The sequence below is a fragment of the Tumebacillus avium genome (assembly GCF_002162355.1).
GTDB lineage: Bacteria > Bacillota > Bacilli > Tumebacillales > Tumebacillaceae > Tumebacillus_A > Tumebacillus_A avium.
The window spans coordinates 2,545,525-2,565,565 of the sequence record NZ_CP021434.1 but is presented as its reverse complement, the minus strand read 5'-3'; the positions used below and the strand labels follow the sequence as shown (position 1 = coordinate 2,565,565).

The following is a 20,041-nucleotide window of genomic DNA, read 5'->3' as shown; positions in this document are numbered from 1 at the left end:
ACGGCTTCTTTTGCTGTTTACGTTTAGGCGCGGCTGCGCTTGTATTCCGGGTTGTGCTCGACTTTCACGTTGGTGTAGATGCCGCCGCGAACGTTAAATTCGCCTTCGACTTGCATCCAGCGCGGTTGAAGCGATGCGACGAGGTCGTTCAAGATGATGTTGGTCACGTCTTCGTGGAAGTGGCCTTCGTCGCGGAACGCCCAAAGGTACAGCTTGAGCGATTTCAGCTCGATGATGTGCGGACCCGGGACATAGCGGACGGTGATGGTCGCGAAATCCGGCTGGCCGGTCTTCGGGCAGAGCGCAGTGAATTCCGGGCAGCGGATTTCGACTTCATATTCACGCTCCGGGTGCGGGTTCGGCACCGGATCGAGCGTTTTTGTCGGTTTTGTAGACATATGTATACCCTCCAAAGGTGTAAAATCTAAAATTTACTATATCCCACCGTGTCCGACTTTTCAACTATAAGCCATAAAAAGCCTGCGAATGAGGTCCGCAGGCTGATGGTGTGCGGCGCCTACTGCTGGCGCTGCATCGGGTCGTTGTACGGAGGGTTCATCTGCCGGGCGCTTTGGTTGTTCGGATTGTAGCTGTCCATGTTGTACGCCTGTGCGATGCCCTGCACTTGTTGGTTCATGCGATCGGCAAGGCTCTGCATCTCGTTGTACTGCTCCATCGCACGGCGCTCTTCATTCATGAGCTGCGGCGGAACCGGCATGTTGGACTGCTGCATGCCTTGACCTTGCTGGCTGCTGTACATGCCCTGCTGGCCGGAGCCTTGCATGCCTTGGCCGGTGCGGTTGGACATGCCCATTTGACCGGAGCGCTGCGAGCTTTGACCAGCGCTGCTAAACGTGCTCGGGTCGAGGGCGCCGCCATAGGTGCTGCCTTGGTTCGAGCTGTACATGCCTTGCTGGGTGGAGCCTTGAGCACCTTGGCTGGTGCTGCTGTTGTAATGACCTTGCTGGTTAGAGCCTTGAGTCCCTTGGGTGCTGGTGCTGTTGTACATGCCTTGCTTGTTTGAGCCTTGAGCTCCTTGCCCAGTGCTGTTGTACTGGCCTTGTTGGGACGCTTGGTTCATGCCGTACGAGCTTTGGCTTTGGTTGGTGCCGCCGTAGTGGCCGTGGCTGGTGCCGTACTGGCCTTGGCCGCTGCTGTAGCCGCCGCCTTGGCTGTTATTGAAGCTGCTCGGGTCGAGGGCGCCGCCGTAGGTGGAGCCTTGGTTGCTGTAGTACTGGTTCTGGCCGCCGCTTTGCATGCCTTGGCCTTGAGCTTGGTGCTGCTGGCTCTGGCCTTGGCTTTGCATGCCGGGCTGGTGCGAAAGCATTTGCATCGTTTGCTCTTCGGTGCGGATCAGCGAACCGATCATTTGACGGACTTGGCGCAGTTCGATCTGCACGCGCGTGATCTCAGTTTCCAGTTGCTGCATGTGACGTCTGTTATGTGGCATGATGGAATCTCCTCCTGCAAATGTTCATTCCCTCATTACAATGTCCTTTTCTGCCCTTTTTTATAAATCTGTGCATATTTCTTCCTTGCCGAGGTGCAAGATAGACACAGAAGAGGTTGTTCCAGCACGAAGGAGGAAGAGAAATGCAACAAAGTATCGAACGCATGGCCGGCCAAGTGCAGGATCTGCAGCAGGAAGTCAGCCAACTGTCGCAATTGGCCCAGCAGTTGGCGCAACAGAACATGAATCAATACCAGCAAATGCAGAACAGCGCCGATCAAAACACGCACCGCACGTACTACCAAGCGGCTTACCAGGAACATCAGGCGGGCCGTTTGCTGCATGAGATTGCAAACGTTTGTTCTGAGATGAACAACCATATTCGCACGATCTCCAGCCAGTTGCAAAACCAAGGCATGATCGGCGGCGGCAATATGACGACAGGTTCGCAAGGCGTGCAGTCCCAGCGGATGTCCTTCTCGATGAACCAAAATCCAAACCAGAATCAAAACCAAAACCAAATGGCGTCGGCAGGACCGATTTCCACCGACACCACGCATCTCCATAAAACGCAGTCCCCGGGCTGGGAGCAATCCCGCACCACGTCGAGCACCGACGGCTCCAACATGCTGAACAGCCAGTCGACCACCGGCGGCACCACCGGAACCTCCTCCCAGCTTTCCATGGGCACAGGTTCCCAAGGCTCCGCTTCCATGGGCGGTTCCAATATGAGCAACACGTCCACGGGCAACACGTCAATGAACAACACATCCATGAGCAACGCCTCCACAGGCAACACGTCCATGGGCAACACCATGAACAACACGTCCATGAGCAACACCTCCACGGGCAACACGTCCATGGGCAACACCTCCATGGGCAACACCTCCATGTCGGGCAGCTCCGGCCAAAACAACAGTGCCTCTCAAACGAACAACAACAGCGTGTTTGGCGGTTTTGAGGCGAACTCGATGAGCAACAGCCCGTCCCTGAACAACAGCACCTTCAACAACAAGTCCAACGCCTCCATGTACCATGGCATCTCCACCGACAACGGGGCGTCGGTCACCAACACCATGTCCGGCAGCGCAGGCACGAACACCACCGGCATGCAGAACCAAAACCAGAACCAACACCAAAACCAAGCCCAAAGACAATCCCAAAACCAAACCAACCGCTCGCAAAACAACTCCGCAACGGCCGGGCTGACCATGAATACCAACCAGCACGGCACGATGAGCATGGGCGGCGGCCAGAGCTTCTCGGGGCACAACCCGATGTACAGCAACCAAGGCACCGAAAGCGAAAATTCATAAAAATCACCAAAAAGACTGGCAATCACTCCCATGCCAGTCTTTTTTTTGCTGTACAATTATAGAAAAACGGGAGTGTGACCTTCCTCATGACCACAACGACCACAACCAATACCCTTCCTGCTGCCAAACACTTCACCTTGCAGCAGCTCGCCGACGGCGTATACGCGGCCATTGTCAAAGAGCATATGGGCGCGTTCTCCAACGGCGGCTTTATCGATCTCGGCGAGTCGGTGCTCGTCATCGACGCCTTCCTCACCCCGCAAGCGGCGCTCGAACTGCGCACGCTGGCCGAAGCGATCACCGGCAACCCCGTGCGCCACATGGTCAACACCCACTGGCACGGCGACCACGTGCGCGGCAACCAAGTGTACGCTGATGTCTCGATCATCGCCACCGAGATCACCAAAAATCTCATGGCCGAGCATCTCCCGGCCCGCATCGCCGCGATCAAAGAGCAGGCACCCGCCCAACTGCAGGCTCTGCAGGACCAATTCGACAACGCAACCGACGACGCGCAAAAGCAAGCGTTCGCCGCCGAGCTCACCCAGTTCCACGAAATCGCTTCCACGTTTGACACATTGAAGATCACCGTGCCAAACGTCACCTTTGAAAACAAAATGACCCTGCACGGTTCCCGCCGCAGCGCGGAGCTGATCACCTTGGGCGGCGGCCACTCCCCCAGCGACATTTTTGTCTACCTGCCGCAGGACAAGATCATTTTCATGGGCGACCTGCTGTTCGTCCGCACCCATCTCGCCTTCTGGAACGCCAACGAGCGCGAGTGGATCGAGGTCCTCGAACAGATCGAACAGTTCGACGCGGACCGGTTCGTCCCCGGCCACGGCCCGCTTGGCACGATCGAAGACGTCCGCGCCAACAAACAATATCTGCTCGACCTGCATCAGCTCGTCGAAACCCACATCCAAAACGACGGCACCGAAGCAGGCCTCGCCGACCTGAACATCCCGTCCGCTTACGAAGATTGGGATTTCTACAGCATGTTCCCCGGCAATATCCAAAAACTGTTCGCTCAGTTGAAAGCGCAATAACCCAACACAAAAAGAGGTCAACCGGATTCCCTCCGCTTGACCTCTCTTTTAATGCAAACGCCGTGTCAGCGCCGCCTGATACTGCTCGTACATCGCGCGCTGGCGGTCAGCATCTTTGAGCGTCGACAAGTACGCCTCGCGCAGGTCCATCCGCTCATCGGGCGTCATAAACGATTCAAAATCAGCGATCATCAGCGCTACCACCTGCTGGCGTTCCGTCGCCGACCACTCCAGGAACTGTTCATAAGGCAATGTCCGCATGTCATTGCGAAACTGTTCCAGCATCTCCGGCGGCATATTTTCGTATTTGATTCCCATCACGATTCCCCCTTTTTCTTTACTTTACCATAAAGGGGGCGGTCATCAACTCTGCAGATGGCGGACAAACAGCGCCATGTCGCCGCCGTCCGGCTTGATCTCCTCAATGACGTACGTATCTTCCACAAAAGAGATCTCGTCGCCGATCCCGACGGCCGCCGGCACCTGATCGTCTGCGCCGTTCCAGATCAAGGCGCCCGTTTCTTTGTTGTAGACTTTGACCATGTTCTCTCACCTCACACCAGATACTGTGCGCTATGGAGGACATGTTTAAACGCCCGCCTTCATACCCTGAAGAGGACATGGAGGTGTAGGTTGTGGTTCAGCCTTTTCCGGTGCGGGAATCGAGCATTTTGAGCCTGTCAGAGCTGGTGTCGCGGCTGCTGGGGCTTTTGTTTTTGGCACGTTTTGTGGCGGAGCTGGGGCTGGCGGAAAGCGCGGAGTTTCGCATCCTGCTCCCTTTGATCGGCGTGGCGACGACCCTCGGCTCGATCGGGCTGCCCCAAGCGCTGACCCGGCTGTTTGCGTCGGCCGTGCTGGAAGCGGGCCGCCCGGTGCCACGGTCGCTGCTTCGCGCCGCCTGGCGGGGAACGGGGTGCGCGGCCGGGTTTGCCCTGCTGATGATCGGCCTGTTGTCAGCGCTGGCTGTACAGGACGGAATCGAAAAAAGCGAGTTTGCGCGGCTGCTGGAAACGGCCGTGCCGCTTTTGCTCTTGATGTGTGTGACAGGCAGCCTGCGCGGCATGCTGCTGGGGCTTGGCAGCACCTATTCGCCCGCCTTTGCCCAACTCGTCGAAGTGGGCGTCCGGCTGGCGGCGCTGATTTTTCTGCTTCCTTATCTATCTGTGGAACATGCGCAGGCGGCTGAAGTGGGGATTTTGACGCTGACGGCCGGGGAAGCGGTGGCCGGGCTGTTTCTGGGGACGGTGCTGTGGCTCGAAGTCAAAAAACGCGGAGTCGTGCGCGACAAAACGCCGGGCAGCCTGTTCAGCGTGCTGCGGATGTCGTTTGCCCCGACCGGCCAATCGCTGCTGGCCAGCCTCGGCTATGCGCTGGAGCTGCCTTTGGCGCATGAGCTGCTCTCAAGGTCGCATGGCGAAGCGGCGGCCTCGCAACTGATTGCCGAGTACGCGACGATCGCCTTGCCCCTGCTTTGCGCCCCGATGGTGCTGACCGACGGCATCGCCACGGCGCACCTGCCTCTCGCGTCGGCCGAGCGGGCAGCAAGCGGCGGACGGGCGTTTGCCGTGCATCTGCGGCGGATCATCGGCGCGGTGATGATGATCGCTGTCCCGGCGACCGGAGCGGCGCTGGTGCTCGCCCCGACGCTGGCCGGGTGGTTTCACGCTCCCGAAGCGGCGATGATGCTCTTGCTGCTCGCTCCGGCGGCCTTGCCGTTGTATTTGCAGGCGCCCCTGTCCTCGCTCTTGCAGGCGCAAGGCCGGAGCCGGGCGCTGCTCTATGCCGGACTGCTCGGCGATGCGGTGCGGCTGGGGATGATCTGTGCCGCGTTTGGGCTCTGGCAGGCAGGACGCAGCGGCTTTGCCTTGGCGTTTGCGGCGTCTGCGCTGGTGCAGACCGGGTCGCTGCTCTGGATGCTCCGGCAGTACACGACGCTGACCGTGCCGTGGCGCACCTTGTACCGCTCCGTCCAAGCCGCCTTGGCCGCCGCCGCGCTGCTCTTGATCGCTTTGCATGCGCCGAAGCCCTTTTCCTTCACCGCCCTGCCCCTCGCCTGGGGTGCAGGAGCGATGCTGCTCTGCGGGTGGATCTTGATGTACGCCCAAGAGATCACGCCGCAGACTCTGTCCCGTCTTCCGCTGATCGGAATCCTTTTCGATACCAGACGTAAAAAAGGCGTGTGAGCCCCAGCAACAGATACACGACAAACAAGCGAAACAGGACGCTGCGCTGGACGAGATGCATCAATTGGGTGAAGGCATCCAGCGCAAACAAAAATGCAGTGATACCCGCCGTCCAGAGCAGGTCATAACCTGCCCGCACCACCCAAGAACGCCGCTCCGGCCGATACAGCGTAAAAATCACGCAGATCGACGGAAAGACCAGATAGTGCAAGGTAAAGCTCGTTTTCGAGGCGTATTCAAATATCCGGTACGGGAACTGTATCAAGTTAAACTGTACGTCAATAATATCCATGTCCCACATGATGAACTGCGCAAACCAAAACAGGATATGGGCATGCTTTACTTTCCTGCTTGGAACCAGCAGATACAAAACAAGCGGGATGATCAGCCAAAAAAGAATCAAGACCCAAGTGTCTTCTCGCATGCCGCTCACCCGCCTGCCAATGATTTGCGAAACCAGACAAAATACCGGCGACTGATGTATAACGTGACCCACACGGTCACGAACGACCAGTACCACGCCCATCCGTGATACGCAATCAGGTCGGTGTATTTTTCCAGCAGCACTTCATAAAACGTGATCGCCCCTGCCACTCCGGCATACAGCCAAAACCGTTTTTCCTTGGCGCCTCGCTCCGGGTAATACAGATTGAACAGGACGATCAGCGCCGGATAAACAAAAAACTCAAAGTCGAGACTGGAGCGCGTGACATTGGGAAGCGAACGGTACGGATACTCGATCAGTCTCAACTCGACGACGAACAGCCCGGTCGCCCATGTGATCAACTGTGGGAACATAAACAGCACTATCGCCTCGCGCAGCCTCCGTTTCGGCACAAACAACAAAAGCGCGAGGATGGTGCCGATCTCTGACCCGTACAAAATCCATTTCTCCAACAAGTGAATCCCCTCTTCTTTAGGAGGCTGAGATTTCCTTGTTTACTTTGCCCTTTTTCAGCCGCAAATACAGCAGGCACGCCGCCGTCACCACGACCGGCACGAACAGGAACCCTTCGGCAAAAGGCGCTACGGCAAGACAGAACAAAGCGGAGAGGATCGAGCTGAAGCGCCCGATCTTGTCATCCCAGAGCAGCTTCACACAAGCCAGCGTGGCGATGATGTAGACGAGAATGCCCAAGGTCACCGGCACCAGCATCACTTGGTCCATCGAGACTGCAAAGAGATAACACACGCCCATCGTCACCGCATTCGTCCCATACAGGAGCAAGAGCGAGCGGTGCGGCACCCCGCGTTTGCTCGTCGCCTGCAGGAAGGACGGCAGCACGCCGTCGCGCGCCAACGCATAACCCATCCGCGATGAAGAGGCAAAAAACACGTTCATCGTGCCAACACAGACGATGCAGGCGACCACCGCCGTGGCGATCCCCGCCCCGACTCCCAGCGCTTGCTGCATCAACAAGGCCAAAGGCGCATCGTTGCTCGCTCCGCCGTACATCCCTGTGCCGATCGTCACAAACGCCAGCGAGATGTAGACCAGCCCGACCAAGAGCACGCTCATCCACGTGCTGCGCATCACGTCCCGCTCCGGATGTTTAAATTCCGGCACGAGGTGCGTGATCGACTCCCAGCCGAAAAAGGCCCAGAAGATCAAGACGCCCGCCGTCCCGACGGCTGTCCAACCCTGCGGCGCAAACGGCGTAAACGCCTCCGCTTCCACATGCGGCAGCGAGAAGATCACCGTCGCCACCAGCATCAGCAGAACCAGCCCGCTAAGCAAAAGCGACACGCCCTCCCCAACAGGTTGATCCCCACCGTCACCGACAAAAACAGAAACGCCGTCAGCCAGACCGCATCGCGCTCCCAGCCAAACGCCGCCCCGATGTAGCTCGCCCCGGTCACGCAGACCACCGACTCCCCCACCGCCGACCAGACAAAAAAGTACCAGCCGACCAGCGCTCCGGCCGTATGCCCAAACGCATTTTTGACGATCGTAAAAATCCCGCCGACATCCTTGTAGCGCAAGGCCAGCCGCGCAAAAGAATAGGCGAGCGGAATGCTCAGCAGGGACAGAAAAATCCAGGAGATCAAAGCGGCCGGCCCGGCTGCCACCGCCGTGTAGCCGGGCAGGATCAGGATGCCGGAGCCCAGCACCGCCCCCATATACAACGCGATGCCTTGACTGTACGTGATGCTCGGCTGATTCATCGTTCCCTATACCCCTCTCGATAAAAAACACGGGAGGCGATGACCTCCCGTGTGTGAAATGCAGAATATTTACGCTCCTACTTTACCAGATCGCTTTGCAGGTAGGCAACGATCAGTTTGACCGAGTTTTCAAAAGAAGTCTTGTGCGTGCGCTCCATCGAGTGCGACGCGTCGATGCCCGGGCCGATCAGACCGTGTTTGACGTCGACGCCTGCGCTCATCGCTGCCGACGCATCGGAACCGTAGAACGGGTAGATGTCGACCGCGTAGTTCAGGCCGTTGACTTTCGCCAGCTCCACGAGGTGTTTGCGCATGCCATAGTGGTACGGGCCGGAGGAGTCTTTCGCGCAGATCGAAACGCAGTATTCGTCGGTGGTCTGGCCGTCGCCGATCGCACCCATGTCGATCGCCAGGAACTCCACCGTTTGCGGCGGGATGTTCGAGTTCGCGCCGTAGCCGATCTCTTCGTTGTTGGAGATCAGGAAATGAGTGGTGTACGGCAATTGCTCGCCGCTCTCCAGCACCGATTTCAGCGCGCCAAACATGCAGGCCACCGATGCTTTGTCATCGAGGTGACGAGTTTTGATAAATCCGGTGTCGGTCACTTCGCAGCGCGGGTTGAAGGAAACGAAGTCGCCGACTTCGATGCCCAGTTCGCGCACATCGTCCGCGTTTTTCACCACAGCGTCAAGGCGGACTTCCATCGTGTCGGCGTTGCGCTCATGCGTGCGGGTGTCCTTGTGGACGTGGACGGACGCATGGGTCGACTGGATCGTGCCGGTGATGAACTTGCCGTCAGCCGTTTCCACGGTGCAGTATTCGCCTTCGATCGCGTTAAACGCAAAGCCGCCGATCAAGGTGAGCTTGAGCCGGCCGTTGCCTTTGATCTCTTTGACCATCGCGCCAAGCGTGTCCACGTGTGCGGTCAAAACGCGGTGCACATCGGTGTTTTGGCCCGGAACGGACAGGATCAGGCCGCCCTTGTTGTTGCGCTTGTTTTCCACGCCGAGGCGCGCACACTCTGCTTCGATGAATTGAATCACTTGCTCCGTATTGCCGGAGGGGCTCGGGATGTTGACCAAGCTGACCAAGAAATCCACTACATATTGCAAATCAATTTTCATGAAATGTGGAACCCCCTTTGAGTATCTGAATCTAGTATACAGAAATTAGCAAGGGCGCGCTATGAGCGCATTCACATTTCGATGCTCAGCGTTTTCTGCTATCATCTGACCGCATAAAAAGCCTCTTTTCCCGCGCAGGAAAAGAGGCTTTTGCGTTGCTTGCTCTTAATGGACGCTGCTGTCGATCCATTGGATCTTCCACGGCGCTTCCTTGCTTTCTTTGACGACACCGATGTACAGGGCGTTGATCCCGTCCGTCTGTTCGGTCTGCGTTTTATATTTCACATCGACCGTGACTTGATATTGCTGCTCACCGACCAGTTGGCGTCCCAGTCGGGAGCCGCGATATGACTCGGACGGCGCCCAGACGTCGGGCGTTTTCACCGCCTGCAGGTCGATCACTTTGGCGAACGACATGTTCTGCGGGCTCAGGCCGCCGGTGCTCCAGTCTTTGGCGATCAAGGTCTGCCCCGTCTCGTAGTGCCAGTACGTGCTCTGGTAGGCTTTCGAGTACAGGTTGTAAGCGGTCGCGTACCCGCCGTTTTGGATCGCTTCAAAGTATTTCAAGATCACCTGCTGCGGCGTCCAGTCCTTCATCTCCGCGTCCGGGCCTTCCGTATAGGAGACATAGCCCTGTGCTTGCAGCCATTCGTCCCAGGAAGCGCCTGCGAGGTCGACAAAGTCGCGCTTGCGGAGCGATGCGGCCATCTCGCTGCCTTTCTCCAGCCACGCGCCGACGACTTCGCCGTCTTTTTCCAGCACGATCGCATTGGTGTTCATCTTCAGTCCGTCATCCCACATCTCTTTGAGCTGGATCGTATGCGCGACGACCGTCTCACCCTGATAGCGGGTCAGGTCGTGGCCGATGTCTTTGGAATACAAGTTATGTTGCGCCCAGTATAAACCGAGCGGGAATACGCCTGGCTGGTCTTGGAACGTCTCCGGGATCGTCACCGTCTGCTGATGGGACGGCTCGCCGGACGGCGTCCAGCTGTATTTGCTGAGCAGTTCGGTGATCTTGGGGTTGAGCGCATGAGATGCGCTGTTCGCCGTATCTAGTTTTTGAGTCCCTGAGGTGTCAAAAGCGGACGTGTCGTTTAATCTGTCATTCTCGTTGCTCATTTCATGTTGTGCGGGCGCATCACCTGCGATGCTCATCATGCCCTTGTCCATGCTTGGTTGGCTGAGGTAGCCTGGCACCTGCACGGCGAGGAATAACACGCAGGCGGCTGCGACGCCTGCTGTGGCGATGCGGGAGAACCGGCGCCACCTGTGGGCGTTCACCGCTTTGGCGATCTCCGTATTGGACGGAAGCAGCGAGCGGCTTGGCATTGGGATTTCTTCGAGGTCCAGGGTCATGCCGACTCCCTGCACCAGCTTCTGTTCCTGCTGACAGCTCGGGCAGGACAGCACATGCTCGATCATCTCCGGAGTGAGGTCGGCGCTCCAGATCGCTTCTTGTACTTCTTGGCAATGGATCATCTTCTCGTTCACCTCCAGTCTGTTCGGTTTATAAATGTCCTTTCAGCCGGTCCCGCAGGCGGAACAGCCTGGTTTTGACGGTTGCTTCCTTCATCTCTAACAGCGAAGCCACTTCTTTTAACGGCAAATCCTGCACGAACCGCAAAATAAAGATCTGGCGGTCGACGCCGGTCAGTTCGCCGAGCATTTTCTGGATCAGCATTTTCATATTGACCTGGGTCTCGAATCCTTCGCTGGTTGAAGCCGTCTCAGACAGCTCGACCATCGTGACGTTTTTCTTCTTCCGCACCGCGTCACGCTGCGTGTTGAGAATGATCCGGTACACCCAGCTCTGGATCGCACAATCGCCCCGATAGGTGTGGAGATTTCGACAGACCTTCATCAGCGAGTCCTGCGCCAAATCCTCGGCGTCATGCTGATGTCCGGTCAGATGATAGCAAACCCGGTAGACAAACGGTTCCAATTCCTTCAAAAATTCGGTCATCGCGCCTGCGTCCTGCAGCGCGCGCTGAATCTGCAATTCCAAAACAGAGCCACCTCCCAAACAGGGCATTTCTATACAATAAGACGCGGGGTGAGCGCAAAAGGATTCAAAGTAAGCCGTAATCTCTGCGGATCGCTTAACTGCCAGTACGAACTGCAAGCAGCTAGAGGATGATTCCGCGCAGTTGTAACGACTTCTTCATAAACACATGGAACTCTGCCAACTGCTTAAATGCCTCAACATGTTCCCCGCTCTTATTCAGTTCGTGACACATTTGTAATGTCACCTCTTCAAGTTCAGCGATTTTTCCAGATTGCTTATAGATCCCCATCGCCTGCTGAAGGTACTGACAAGCTTGTTCACGATCATCTTTAGAAAAATACAATTCTGCCGACACACAATGTACTCTCCCCATTGCCGGATCGAGTTCTGGAAGTCTCATTTTCGCTTGATTCACATACAACCAAGACTCATCTACTTGCCCCATCTCGAAACATAGACGAGCAAGCCCAGCATAGGTCTCACCGGCTTGGTATTGATTATGATCAGCATCAAACTGTTCCGCAATCTCCATCAGTTGCTGAACTGCAACAGCATTTTCCACTTTGTCGATTCTCATCAAGATTAACCGCCGCTCCCAAGTTCGTCGATGTTCCTTGTTTTCATGCTCCTCTAACAGCAGTTGCGCCTTGGCAGCGTACTCATCTGCCTTCTGGAAATTTCCGGTTCCATGACAAGCTTCTGCCAATCGTAGAAACAGCCTTCCGCGCTCCTGCTCATTCCCTTGATTCAGCGAAAGCGCTTCTTCATAATTCTTCACTGCATCCACAACCTTGCCGGTCTCTTCATTGAGAACGGCCAACTGGATTGCTACTTTGGCCCGCAACATAGGATCGATGTGTTGAATCTTCTGCAGTTCTTCCCATGCCTGTTTCGTATGATACAAAGCAATCGCATGATCTTTTAACTGTTTCGACGCTTTTCCCATCTGTAAGAGTACCGTAACAAGAACGTGATGATCCTGCCTAGAAACTGCCCATTCATACACCTCTCTCAGATGCGTCTCTGCTTCCTCAATTTCCCCGATCTCCAAATAGCATGCAGCCAGTTCAAGAAGCAGATCAACTGTCGGAATCTTATGTTGCGGATTTTGCAAAAGTTCCATAAGTAATGGGACTGCCAACTGATATTCCTTTGCTCGCACGAACCCCATCGCCATTTTGTATTTGCTCGTATGCTCGAGCTCCAACTTTACATCTTTCAACAGATGCTCCAACGATACATCGAGCCGGTCTGCGATCATCACCAAGATCTTATAAGATGGCCGCGCCCGATCACTCTCAATTTGCGACACCATCGAAGGTGTGCAAAGCCCTTTTGCCAGTTCAACTTGCGACATACCCTTTTTTAATCGCAGATCTCTGATTTTCTGCCCGATAGAAAAACTCACTTTTCCCACCCCATTTTATGACTTTTGAGAAAAGTGTAGTAATCTTTGAACCGTTATAGCAATTCCTTATATTAGCTAATAAACGGAAATCATTTACTATAATTTATCAAGAACGTTGTTTAACGAAATTCTTTAGTATATAATAATTATGCAATCGCGTAAGAAGGGGCGTGCGATTATTGAATCTGGATCAAAATACAAGCGAAACGATCGGTACAGGAATCAGACGACTGCGTAATCTGCGAAGCATGTCCCAATCACAGCTCGCCGACCGCGTAGGCGTTACCTTTGGTTGGATCAGTCAGATTGAGCAGGACAAAGCCATACCTTCGGCTGAACTGCTTAGCAAGATCGCGACACAATTTAAAATACCGGTACACGAACTCATACAGAATGAAGAGTCCCACATGGAGTTGAAAAGTCGAATCAAACTCGTAGAAGTGCTACTGGAAGCCGGGCAACCAGAGGAAGCAGAAATGATGATTTCTGGATTGGAACCCCAACCAGATCTATCCGATTCTGATCGATTGACCATACAGATTCATCTGGCGGAATGCAAGTATCAACAAAAGGATTACGATCAGTCAATAGAAATCCTGCGCCCTCTCATACATTCGTAAGCGTAAAACAGTCCCCACCTTGTGTCGTTTGCCGAAAGGTGGGGACTGCTTGAAAGATATTCATCGTAAACAAAACACGAATAACCTTCAGCTACGCAAGAACTGAAGGCGATTCGTGCTTTTTATTAAATACTCGGCAGATGAGCGGCAGCGTGTCCGACCACGGGAGCAAGCGATCCAGCTCATGGTGATCATGAGGGTTCGCAAGGTTGGGCAGGGTCTCGAAGAGATAGGTCAGGTAGACCAGCGGATTTACCCCGTTCGCCTTCGCCGTCTCGACAAGACTATAGATCACAGCGCTTGCCTTTGCGCCGCGTGGAGTATTGGCGAACAGCCAATTTTTCCGTCCAATCACGAATGGTTTGATGGCGCGTTCACTTCGGTTGTTGTCGATCTCCAAACGCCCATCGAGCAAAAACGCCCCCAATGCTACCCATTGGTTCTGGCAGTACTTTATGGCCTGCCCCAGTGCGCTCTTCGGTAACGCGCGGGATTTTTGAGTCTGTAGCCATACCGAAAATTCCTCCAGTATGGGCCGACTACGCTCCAAACGGGCCGTGTATCGTTCTTCCGGCGAGGCATCTTTCATCTCGCGTTCGATCGCGAAAAGACGATTGCAGAACTCGAGCCCTTCTTTCGCGGTTACAGCTGCGGTTCGGCTGGAGGCCGGCAATGCTTTCAGAGCCTCGTCGAACTTGCGGCGAGCATGTGCCCAACACCCGACCAGGGTGACGTTAGGGATCTTCTTATACCCCGCGTATCCGTCCACATGCAGGTAGCCGTGAAACTCGGACAGGAACTGTCGCGGGTGTTCGCCTGCTCGTGTCGGCTGGTAGTCATACACGATGATCGGATGACTGTTGCGCCCGGTACGGTAAAGCCAGAGATACGATGTGCTCTTGGCTGCCCGACCCGGTTCACGCAGTACTTGCAGGGTCGTTTCATCGGCATGCAGAATGTCTTGCTTCAGCATGTGCTCTCGCATACGATTCTCCAGCAGGCTCAGCCAGCGGTCAGCTGCATAGATCATCCAGTTGGCCATCGTTTGTCGCGACAGGTTTACTCCGAGAAGCATGAGTTGCTGCTCCTGACGATACAAGGGCAAGCCTTCCCCGTACTTTTGATTCATGATAAAAGCCAATGCGGATGGGGAAGCCAAACTGCCAGGATATACAGGTTGCGGCATGGGAGCTGTCAGCACGGGAGTGCTGATCTCCTCACGCTCACAACGGCGGCACGCATACACATAGCGAACATGCTTCAACACTTTTACTTGAGCCGGGATGATTTTCAGCTCTTGGCGAACCTCCGTGCTCATTTCATGGGTAGGACCACCGCAGCACGAGCAGACCTGCTCGTCTTCCGAGAGACGGTATTCCACCGTTTCAACCGGCAGGTTTTCAAGCAATTCTTCTCGCTGTCCACGTTTCTTCTTGCGGACGTATTGAATCGTTTCTGCGGTCGGCTCTGGCACGGCTGTGGAGGATTCGGATTCCGCTTCGTTGAACAGTTCCAACTGATCCGCGTTTGTCCGCTCACTTGAGGCACCGAAACGCTTCTGTTGGCTGAGACGAAACTGTTGTTCCAACCAGTTGAGCTTAGCTTTCAACTCTGCGTTTTGTATTCCAAGTTGTATGTTCTGTTTTTGAAGTTCTTCAATGGTGGTTGGGATGGCTATTGTAGGTTTCATACTTTTTTCTTCGCCTTGAAGCTCTCATTCTCCTAGTGAGAACAAGAATTTTTTCATACTAAATCACCGTCTGTGCGGTGAGTTTCGGGTGTGCCTTTCGTTGCTGAAGCGACAAGCCATCCAGAAGCCACCGCAACTCTCTTCGACTGATCTGCATCGTTGGACCAGATTTCTTTTGCGGCCATTGGAAGGTTCCTCGCTCTAAGCGGCGATAGTAGAGCCAAAAGCCGTTATGCTCCCAGTGCAGGATTTTAAGTTTGTCTCGTTGCCGATTGCAAAAGACAAACAGGCATTGGGAGAATGGATCCAGTTCGAAACTCTCCTGAACCAAGGCGGCCAAACCGTCTATCGACTTGCGAAGGTCCGTGTGGCCGCTGGCTATGTAGACACGAGTTATGTCGGTTTCGTTTAACATATCGTTTGCAAGGCAAGGACGACATCCGCCAACAGGTCTCGATTGAAACCTGGCTTGACTTCGATCACGGCAGAGCCAATTTTGACCTGCAAGCAGGAGTCGGTTTCGTTACTTGGCTGTTGGTCTGCGCAGACCTCCAACCAGCGAGGTGAAGGCATCTCAGTGTTGGAGAGCTTGCGCAGCCAATAGTAGTACTGGCGAGAATTGATCTGATGAGCTGTACACCACGCCGCTACACTTTGACCGCTGGCGCGGCAGTCAGAGATTCGAGATTCCCATACAGCTCGAAGCTCGCTTCGAGTCATAAAAAATTCCTCCTCATTTCCGTCTGAGGAGGATTATCTCATGCTCTATGTTTCGTGTGGAGGTGGGGAGTATTAGACGCTTACATACATTCCTTAGAAATGGCCAACCATCATGATGCATATCTTTTGGCCTGGATCAGGAATCAACTCGGTAACGCCTACTTCCAAAAACGCGACTTTCGCACAGCTCTGTATAATTATCAGAAGGCCAATGATTACACACTTCGGATCGACGGGCAAGACCCGCTCACGGCTAAAATTCATCTCAACTTAGCTGTTGTATATCGGATTCTTGGTCACACAAAAGACTGTGTGTCCTTTCTAGAAAGTTCTCATGGGTTCTTTCATAAAAACTCCGACCTGAAGCATCTAAGCAAGGTTCTTTATGAACGCGGCATTATCTCCAAGACCCTTAAACAATACGAAAGGGCTGCTGAGTATTTCGAACAAGCGCGTACCATCATGGTCACGCTGAACCTAAAGCATTACGCGAATCTGGTTCAGCATATGATTGCGTCCCAAGTCACCATACATAACAACCCCGTTGCGGCCATCCATCAATTGCAAGCATGTATCGAACGTTTTCAAGAAGAAGAGAACTACCCTCTCGTTATTTTGGAATACAGCAAAATTGCCGAAATCTATCTGCAACTGAAAGACCTTGAAACTGCGGTCTCTTCGTTAGAGCATGCGGTGAGGATCATGACGAACTTTTCACTCGAACAAACTCCTGAGAGCGCCGAGTGTTTCCGCGTTTATGCCATTTACTTCTTTCTTCGTAAAGAATACACTGCCTCAATTGAATATGCTTTGAAGGCGGCAAATTCCTTTGATACAATGGGATTGATAAAAGATCAGGCAGACGCCATGAAAATCGTTGTTGATTGCTATCAGCAACTTGGTGACCTTGAGCAAGCACTGCTGCTTGAGCGTCAACGAAACAACTTGTTAACCACCCTCGTTATTAAGGAGTGACGCCCATGAGAAAACTCATTACCGGGCTATTGGTAACGGCAGTTGCAGTAAGCTTTATCATAGGTACTATCAATCCCGAACCAACTTCACTTGTCTACGACCCGCCTTTGCCGCCGTCTATTTCTAAGCTGGGTTAGTCGTAAATAGCAAAAAACACCACTTCGAAAAGAAGTGGTGTTTTTCAATGGCTTAACTCTCCACCACCTCGGAACACATCAATTCCGCCTGTTGAAGGATGAGGTCAATCGCCATTTTTTCAAGGTCTGGCGGATAACCGTACTTCTTGAGCAAGCGCTTTACCGTAACCCTCATCTGTGCCCGCACATTCTCTCTTAACGTCCAATCCACCTTGATATTGCTTTTGATCGCTGATGTCAATTCATGTGCAATCTGCTTGAGGACAGCGTCGCCCATCACTTGTTTGGCCGACTCGTTGGAAGCTAACGCGTCATAGAAAGCGATTTCCTCTCTTTCAAGCCCTAAGTCTTCCCCGCGTTTTACGGCCTCGTTCATGTCTTTTGCCAACTGAATCAATTCTTCAATGACCTGAGTGGTCTCAACAGTCCGATTGTTATACTTGCGAACCGCTTCCTCCAGCATTTTGGAGAATTTCTTCGATTGAACGACGTTCGTGCGCGCTACGGCTTTCACTTTGCCCTGCAACAAACGTCTGAGCAACTCTACTGCAAGGTTCTTTTGTTTCAATCCCCGAACATGCTCCAAAAATTCATCAGACAAGATCGCGATATTCGGCTTCTGTAGACCTACCTCTGCAAGGATGTCCACCACTTGATCCGATAGAATCGACTTCGAAATCAGTTGATTCAATTGCGCATCCAATTCGTTGCCAGTTTTCTTCTTGTTATCCGTCGTGATGATCTTGATGATCCCGGATTTCACCGCTTTATAGAACCCGATTTCTAAATTAGCTTGTTCTGCTGCAAGTGTGGTTGAACACAATGCATAGGCACGGGCGAGCTCCGTCGTAAGATTGAGAAAATTACGCTTTCCCTGCTCTCCTAGACCAAGAACATAATCAACCGTCTCGACAATTGTCTTCATCCGTTCGGATGCTTTCTCCGAAGCGAATTTTACGTAGTTATGGCCATGCAAAAGTTCACGAATGAGCTGCAATTTCTCCTGCATGAAATCGACAGCTTGTTCCGTATCGATGCCAGCAGTTTTCCGATCATTCTCTGTGTACTGCTGAAGCGCAGACTTCAACATGTCTGCGATGCCGATGTAGTCTACAATCAAGCCGCCTGGCTTATCACGAAACACACGGTTGACGCGTGCGATCGCCTGCATCAGATTGTGACCTTTCATCGGCTTGTCGATATACATCGTGTTCATGCTTGGAACATCGAAGCCTGTCAGCCACATATCGCGGACGATGACAATTTGAAGAGGATCGTTTACGTCTTTCATACGTTTGGCCAAATATTCACGGCGACGTTTTGTGCCAATATACGGCTGCCATTCCTCGGGATCACTCGAACTGCCGGTCATGACGATCTTGATCTTGCCCTCGCTGTCATCGTCGCTGTGCCAATCGGGCCGTAATGCGACGATTGCTTTGTACAAGTCGATGGCAATTCGTCTCGACATCACGACGACCATCGCTTTGCCGAACATAGCTCCTTGCCGCTGTTCGTAATGATTCACAATATCCTGGGCAACTAATTTCACCCGTTTTTCCGCACCTGCCAGCGCTTCTAAACGGGCCCATTTGGACTTCAAACGTTCTTGTTGCGTGTATTCTTGATATTCAGTGATCTCTTCATACTCTTCGTCGATAACAGGAAGTTCATGGGGAGCAAGTTCAAGACGTGCGATCCGGCTCTCGTAGTAGATTTTGACCGTGGTCCCGTCCTCTACGGCGCGAGTCATATCGTACACATCGATGTAATCCCCGAAGACAGCCGGTGTATTTTTATCGGTCAATTCCACCGGAGTTCCCGTAAACCCAATGAAAGAGGCGTTTGGAAGCGCATCACGCATGTATTTGGCGTACCCATATTTAATCGAAGCTTCTTCTTTATCTGCGACCACTTCCGCATGAAAGCCGTATTGACTGCGGTGTGCTTCGTCCGCAATGACGATGACGTTCCTTCGGTCAGTGAGAACGGGATATTTGTTCTCGTTCTCATCTGGTGTGAATTTATGGACGGTCGTAAAGATGATGCCGCCCGACTCTACCGCCAACAGTTCTCTAAGATGCGCTCGATCATTTGCCTGCTGCGGTGTTTGACGTAACAAGTCTTTCGATTTGCTGAAAGTAGAATACAATTGGTCGTCGAGATCGTTGCGGTCGGTGACGATGACAATCGTAGGATTGTCCAGTGTCAGAACGAGTTTCCCGGCGTAAAAGACCATAGAGAAACTTTTGCCTGATCCCTGTGTATGCCAGATGACACCAATTTTCCGATCTCCATCGAGTGTTGTAGCATCAATTGTGTTGAGGACGGCCTTGTTGGTTGCGTGGTACTGGTGGTATCCAGCCAAGATTTTAAAGAGTTGCTCGCCGTCCGTTTGATACATGAGAAAATGCTTGATGATGTCGAGTAACCGACTTTTTTCAAACATCCCTTTGATCAACACTTCCAACTGCGGCAGGGAGGAAGGGGCGACATCCTCCCCCTCAATGGTGCGCCACATCATGAAGCGTTCTTCATCCGCCGTCAGCGTGCCAACTCTGGCGTTGACACCGTCGCTAATGACCATAAATGAGTTGTAGGTAAAGAGTGACGGGATTGTCCGTTTGTAAGTTTGCACTTGGTTGAAGGCGTTGCTGATGCCAACTTCTTCGTTAGATGCACTCTTGAGTTCGATGACTGCGATTGGCATGCCATTCACAAACACAACCAGATCAGGGCGCTTGTCCACTCGATTCTCGATGACCGTGAATTGGTTGACCACGAGAAAGTCGTTGTTTTTTTCAATCCGGTCGGGATATAAGTCAAACAACCACACTTTCGCTGTCGGGTAGTCACCGTCAGCGTTTCGATACTGAACGTCGATGCCATCCGTGATCATGGTCTGGAAGGCTTTATTGTTGAGCAGCAAGCTCGGGCTGCGCGGGACTTCGATGACACGAATTGCTTCCTCGATCGCTTCCCGAGGAAGGTGCTTGTTGATCCGGGTCAGGGCTTCACGCAGGCGATCCTTGAGAATGACGTCATGATAAGCTTCACGTTCCGAAGACTGCCCCTCGGGAGCAATCGCCGGACCATAGGCTGTTTCATAGTTCAGTTCTTCAAACCATTCTAACGCAGCTTGTTCCAGGTCGCTCTCGGTGTAAGGTACGGTGGTGTTCTGGGACATAGCGCACC

21 protein-coding genes are annotated in these 20,041 nt (G+C 53.5%); 5 read left to right on the top strand and 16 right to left on the bottom strand.

The features are described from left to right. Nucleotides 1-23 precede the first annotated feature (23 nt). Entirely contained in the window at nt 24-398 is a 375-nt protein-coding gene (gene queF, locus CBW65_RS12255; RefSeq protein ID WP_087457073.1) for a preQ(1) synthase, read from the bottom strand. Nucleotides 399-517: 119 nt separating this feature from the next. After that, the gene (locus CBW65_RS12250) at nt 518-1,450 is read right to left on the bottom strand and encodes a hypothetical protein (protein ID WP_157721915.1); all 933 of its coding nucleotides are present in this window, start codon (nt 1,448-1,450) and stop codon (nt 518-520) included. A 143-nt stretch (nt 1,451-1,593) separates the two neighbouring features. Here CBW65_RS12250 and CBW65_RS12245 point away from each other — a divergent pair, with 143 nt between their 5' ends. Together CBW65_RS12245 and CBW65_RS12240 are read left to right on the top strand one after the other, a co-directional pair. Next, nucleotides 1,594-2,766, top strand: a complete 1,173-nt coding sequence (locus CBW65_RS12245) for a serine-rich family protein (RefSeq protein ID WP_087457071.1) — start codon at nt 1,594-1,596, stop codon at nt 2,764-2,766. 86 nt (nt 2,767-2,852) lie between these two features. Next, nucleotides 2,853-3,815, top strand: a complete 963-nt coding sequence (locus CBW65_RS12240) for an MBL fold metallo-hydrolase (RefSeq protein WP_087457070.1) — start codon at nt 2,853-2,855, stop codon at nt 3,813-3,815. A gap of 48 nt (nt 3,816-3,863) precedes the next feature. Here the strand turns inward: CBW65_RS12240 and CBW65_RS12235 are convergent, their stop codons facing one another. Both CBW65_RS12235 and CBW65_RS12230 read right to left on the bottom strand, forming a co-directional pair. Further along, complete coding sequence (locus tag CBW65_RS12235; RefSeq protein WP_087457069.1) at nt 3,864-4,133, bottom strand: hypothetical protein; 270 nt, start codon at nt 4,131-4,133, stop codon at nt 3,864-3,866. 45 nt (nt 4,134-4,178) lie between these two features. Next, nucleotides 4,179-4,358, bottom strand: a complete 180-nt coding sequence (locus tag CBW65_RS12230; RefSeq protein ID WP_087457068.1) for a hypothetical protein — start codon at nt 4,356-4,358, stop codon at nt 4,179-4,181. Between the two features lie 92 nt (nt 4,359-4,450). Here CBW65_RS12230 and CBW65_RS12225 point away from each other — a divergent pair, with 92 nt between their 5' ends. Beyond that, entirely contained in the window at nt 4,451-5,998 is a 1,548-nt protein-coding gene (locus CBW65_RS12225) for an oligosaccharide flippase family protein (RefSeq protein WP_087457067.1), read from the top strand. On the opposite strand, the gene CBW65_RS12220 is transcribed toward CBW65_RS12225, so the two are convergent. The 8 genes from CBW65_RS12220 to CBW65_RS12190 all read right to left on the bottom strand — a co-directional run bounded on the left by CBW65_RS12220 (nt 5,925) and on the right by CBW65_RS12190 (nt 12,704). Continuing rightward, a complete protein-coding gene (locus CBW65_RS12220; protein ID WP_087457066.1) occupies nt 5,925-6,422 on the bottom strand; it encodes a CBO0543 family protein in 498 nt (165 codons plus the stop codon). The genes CBW65_RS12225 and CBW65_RS12220 overlap by 74 nt on opposite strands. A 5-nt stretch (nt 6,423-6,427) precedes the next feature. Continuing rightward, nucleotides 6,428-6,895, bottom strand: coding sequence for a CBO0543 family protein (locus CBW65_RS12215; RefSeq protein WP_232463492.1), 468 nt, complete (start codon nt 6,893-6,895; stop codon nt 6,428-6,430). 19 nt (nt 6,896-6,914) lie between these two features. Continuing rightward, on the bottom strand, nt 6,915-7,736 hold the full coding sequence (locus tag CBW65_RS12210; protein WP_198299822.1) for an APC family permease: 822 nt from the start codon (nt 7,734-7,736) through the stop codon (nt 6,915-6,917). Then, nucleotides 7,712-8,164, bottom strand: a complete 453-nt coding sequence (locus CBW65_RS25090) for an amino acid permease (protein WP_198299821.1) — start codon at nt 8,162-8,164, stop codon at nt 7,712-7,714. The genes CBW65_RS12210 and CBW65_RS25090 overlap by 25 nt, the downstream gene beginning before the upstream one ends. Nucleotides 8,165-8,241: 77 nt before the next feature. After that, nucleotides 8,242-9,288 (bottom strand): M42 family metallopeptidase, encoded by a 1,047-nt coding sequence (locus tag CBW65_RS12205; protein WP_087457064.1) that lies wholly within the window; start codon nt 9,286-9,288, stop codon nt 8,242-8,244. 165 nt (nt 9,289-9,453) lie between these two features. Next, on the bottom strand, nt 9,454-10,770 hold the full coding sequence (locus tag CBW65_RS12200) for a DUF4830 domain-containing protein (RefSeq protein WP_087457063.1): 1,317 nt from the start codon (nt 10,768-10,770) through the stop codon (nt 9,454-9,456). Nucleotides 10,771-10,798: 28 nt separating this feature from the next. Next, complete coding sequence (locus CBW65_RS12195; protein ID WP_157721914.1) at nt 10,799-11,296, bottom strand: RNA polymerase sigma factor; 498 nt, start codon at nt 11,294-11,296, stop codon at nt 10,799-10,801. Nucleotides 11,297-11,417: 121 nt separating this feature from the next. Beyond that, nucleotides 11,418-12,704 (bottom strand): helix-turn-helix domain-containing protein, encoded by a 1,287-nt coding sequence (locus CBW65_RS12190; protein ID WP_087457061.1) that lies wholly within the window; start codon nt 12,702-12,704, stop codon nt 11,418-11,420. A gap of 179 nt (nt 12,705-12,883) precedes the next feature. On the opposite strand from CBW65_RS12190, the gene CBW65_RS12185 reads away from it, so the two are divergent. Continuing rightward, complete coding sequence (locus CBW65_RS12185; RefSeq protein ID WP_087457060.1) at nt 12,884-13,324, top strand: helix-turn-helix domain-containing protein; 441 nt, start codon at nt 12,884-12,886, stop codon at nt 13,322-13,324. 91 nt (nt 13,325-13,415) lie between these two features. Here the strand turns inward: CBW65_RS12185 and tnpC are convergent, their stop codons facing one another. Genes tnpC through tnpA form a run of 3 tightly spaced genes read right to left on the bottom strand, consistent with a single transcriptional unit; the run spans nt 13,416 to nt 15,734 of the window. Further along, a complete protein-coding gene (tnpC, locus tag CBW65_RS12180; RefSeq protein ID WP_087456260.1) occupies nt 13,416-15,014 on the bottom strand; it encodes an IS66 family transposase in 1,599 nt (532 codons plus the stop codon). A 58-nt stretch (nt 15,015-15,072) separates the two neighbouring features. Further along, the gene (gene tnpB / locus CBW65_RS25365; protein WP_087456259.1) at nt 15,073-15,429 is read right to left on the bottom strand and encodes an IS66 family insertion sequence element accessory protein TnpB; all 357 of its coding nucleotides are present in this window, start codon (nt 15,427-15,429) and stop codon (nt 15,073-15,075) included. Beyond that, a complete protein-coding gene (gene tnpA / locus CBW65_RS12170) occupies nt 15,423-15,734 on the bottom strand; it encodes an IS66 family insertion sequence element accessory protein TnpA (RefSeq protein ID WP_087456258.1) in 312 nt (103 codons plus the stop codon). Before tnpA ends, tnpB begins: the two co-directional genes overlap by 7 nt. A gap of 126 nt (nt 15,735-15,860) precedes the next feature. On the opposite strand from tnpA, the gene CBW65_RS12165 reads away from it, so the two are divergent. Beyond that, nucleotides 15,861-16,709, top strand: coding sequence for a tetratricopeptide repeat protein (locus CBW65_RS12165; protein ID WP_157721913.1), 849 nt, complete (start codon nt 15,861-15,863; stop codon nt 16,707-16,709). Nucleotides 16,710-16,898: 189 nt separating this feature from the next. On the opposite strand, the gene CBW65_RS12160 is transcribed toward CBW65_RS12165, so the two are convergent. Further along, nucleotides 16,899-20,033, bottom strand: coding sequence for a type I restriction endonuclease subunit R (locus CBW65_RS12160; protein ID WP_087457058.1), 3,135 nt, complete (start codon nt 20,031-20,033; stop codon nt 16,899-16,901). Between the last annotated feature and the right edge of the window lie 8 nt (nt 20,034-20,041).

Excerpts from the sequence above, each read along its gene's own strand:
- queF (WP_087457073.1), bottom strand. The coding sequence starts at position 398 with ATGTCTACAAAACCGACAAAAACGCTCGATCCGGTGCCGAACCCGCAC.
- CBW65_RS12250 (WP_157721915.1), bottom strand. The coding sequence starts at position 1,450 with ATGCCACATAACAGACGTCACATGCAGCAACTGGAAACTGAGATCACG.
- CBW65_RS12245 (WP_087457071.1), top strand. The coding sequence starts at position 1,594 with ATGCAACAAAGTATCGAACGCATGGCCGGCCAAGTGCAGGATCTGCAG.
- CBW65_RS12240 (WP_087457070.1), top strand. The coding sequence starts at position 2,853 with ATGACCACAACGACCACAACCAATACCCTTCCTGCTGCCAAACACTTC.
- CBW65_RS12235 (WP_087457069.1), bottom strand. The coding sequence starts at position 4,133 with ATGGGAATCAAATACGAAAATATGCCGCCGGAGATGCTGGAACAGTTT.
- CBW65_RS12230 (WP_087457068.1), bottom strand. The coding sequence starts at position 4,358 with ATGGTCAAAGTCTACAACAAAGAAACGGGCGCCTTGATCTGGAACGGC.
- CBW65_RS12220 (WP_087457066.1), bottom strand. The coding sequence starts at position 6,422 with ATGCGAGAAGACACTTGGGTCTTGATTCTTTTTTGGCTGATCATCCCG.
- CBW65_RS25090 (WP_198299821.1), bottom strand. The coding sequence starts at position 8,164 with ATGAATCAGCCGAGCATCACGTACAGTCAAGGCATCGCGTTGTATATG.
- CBW65_RS12205 (WP_087457064.1), bottom strand. The coding sequence starts at position 9,288 with ATGAAAATTGATTTGCAATATGTAGTGGATTTCTTGGTCAGCTTGGTC.
- CBW65_RS12200 (WP_087457063.1), bottom strand. The coding sequence starts at position 10,770 with ATGATCCATTGCCAAGAAGTACAAGAAGCGATCTGGAGCGCCGACCTC.
- tnpC (WP_087456260.1), bottom strand. The coding sequence starts at position 15,014 with ATGAAACCTACAATAGCCATCCCAACCACCATTGAAGAACTTCAAAAA.
- tnpB (WP_087456259.1), bottom strand. The coding sequence starts at position 15,429 with ATGTTAAACGAAACCGACATAACTCGTGTCTACATAGCCAGCGGCCAC.
- tnpA (WP_087456258.1), bottom strand. The coding sequence starts at position 15,734 with ATGACTCGAAGCGAGCTTCGAGCTGTATGGGAATCTCGAATCTCTGAC.
- CBW65_RS12160 (WP_087457058.1), bottom strand. The coding sequence starts at position 20,033 with ATGTCCCAGAACACCACCGTACCTTACACCGAGAGCGACCTGGAACAA.